At 26.7% G+C, this 1,653-nt stretch carries 2 protein-coding genes; one reads left to right on the forward strand and one right to left on the reverse strand.

Annotated features, from left to right (window positions below; translation table 11 throughout):
- On the reverse strand, positions 1–515 hold a 515-nt coding region (locus tag HMPREF2576_RS02320; protein WP_141757181.1), incomplete at its 3' end, for a replication initiator protein A.
- 385 nt (positions 516–900) lie between these two features.
- Here HMPREF2576_RS02320 and HMPREF2576_RS02325 point away from each other — a divergent pair.
- Complete coding sequence (locus HMPREF2576_RS02325) at positions 901–1,614, forward strand: DUF536 domain-containing protein (protein WP_002500633.1); 714 nt, start codon at positions 901–903, stop codon at positions 1,612–1,614.
- Positions 1,615–1,653 lie beyond the last annotated feature (39 nt).

A 1,653-nucleotide genomic window follows, 5' to 3' on the forward strand; every position in this document is an offset into this window, starting at 1 on the left:
ATATAATCAGTATCATTATAATCAGTATCATTAGGGTCTAAAATTTGGGATTCTGGACTCCCAAATTTTGAGAATCTGGAGTCCCAAAATTCGGGATTCTGGAGTCCCAAAATTTGGGAGTCCTTGTCATTATAGGTTATAGATGAGGATTGAATACTTTTTTCTACATTAATATTAGTTTCTATATCATGCAAATATAATTTATTAGGTTTATTAAATCCTGTACGTATTTGTTCAAGTAACCCTACTGCTTGAAGTTCTTTTTTAATTTTAGTAATTGTATTCTTGCTTTTATCTAATATATTCTGGAGACTTTCATTTGTAAAAATGAAATATATATCCCCATTATCATCGACCCAATTATTTTTAATCGACAAGCTAACTCTATCGTTGAGAATTGCATAAGTAACTTTGGCACTATCACTTAATTTTTTATATTTTTCATTAACAAATAATGCTTTATGTAGCATATAAAAGTTTTGATTTGCTTGATTTTTAATATTTTTACGAGACATAATAAAAAACCTCTTTCCAATTAAATTTGAATAGAGGTAATAAAACATTACAAATCCACATAACTTTTTGACTTGCAAACTGTAGATATTGTTGTATATAATACATATATCAAATTAAATAGCTAACGTATTGTAACGTTTTATTACCCAGTCCCAACTATTACCAGTAGTTGGGACTAAAACGTATTATGGACATTATATCATTAAAAAAGAACATATAAAAGATATTATAATCCCACTAAAAACCTTTTATAAACACTTGATAAGATTATTATCAAATGTTTATAAAAGGTTTTTTAAGAATACTTAAGATCCCTTTATAAAAGTATTTATGATAAAATTTATTTATAAAGGGTTGATAAAGTATTTATAAAGGGTTGAAGATATGAAGAGCGTTAAAGAAATAAGTGAAGAATTGGAAGTTAGTAAACAGACTGTATTTAATAATATAAAAAGATTGAATATAGAAACAGTGAAACAGGATAATACTTCATTCATTAAAAATGATGTTGATGTAGAAAAAATCATTCAAAGAGTAATCAGAAATAAAAAGAAATATGGCTTTGAAAGTGCTAATGTAAGTTCAGAGAAAGTTAAAACAGATAATAAAAAAAACGAATCTAAATATGATGTTCAAATAATTGAACTACTCGAAAAGCAAATAGATACTTTAAATAAACAACTTGAAAAACAAGAAAAACGTCATGAAACGACAATAGAATTTTATAGAAAAGAATTACAAGAAAGGTCGAAATTACTTGAAAACCAACAAGTATTAGCATTAGAAAGTAACAAAAAAATACAAAGGTTGGAGTCTGAGTTAGAAGAAGAAAGGCAACTCAATTATTCTGCTAATAAGAGGCAGGACATTGAAGTTCAAGAAACAATGGAAAATATGGATTCTATAAATAATGACTCAGATAGTCAAAAAGAAAAAATGGTTTCCCATTTTAGGGATGAAAGTAAAGATAAACATGAGGATAAGCAACAAGATAGTGAACTGCAACAAGGTAATAAAATAGATGGTGAGCAGAAAGAGGATATCAGAAACGAAAATCATTCTAAAAAAAGTTTTTGGAGTAAACTGTTTGGTAATTAAAAATGACTATAAAAGGTGTATCAAGAGTTTATAAACCCT

Source organism: Staphylococcus sp. HMSC063F05, from assembly GCF_001837075.1.
GTDB lineage: Bacteria > Bacillota > Bacilli > Staphylococcales > Staphylococcaceae > Staphylococcus > Staphylococcus epidermidis.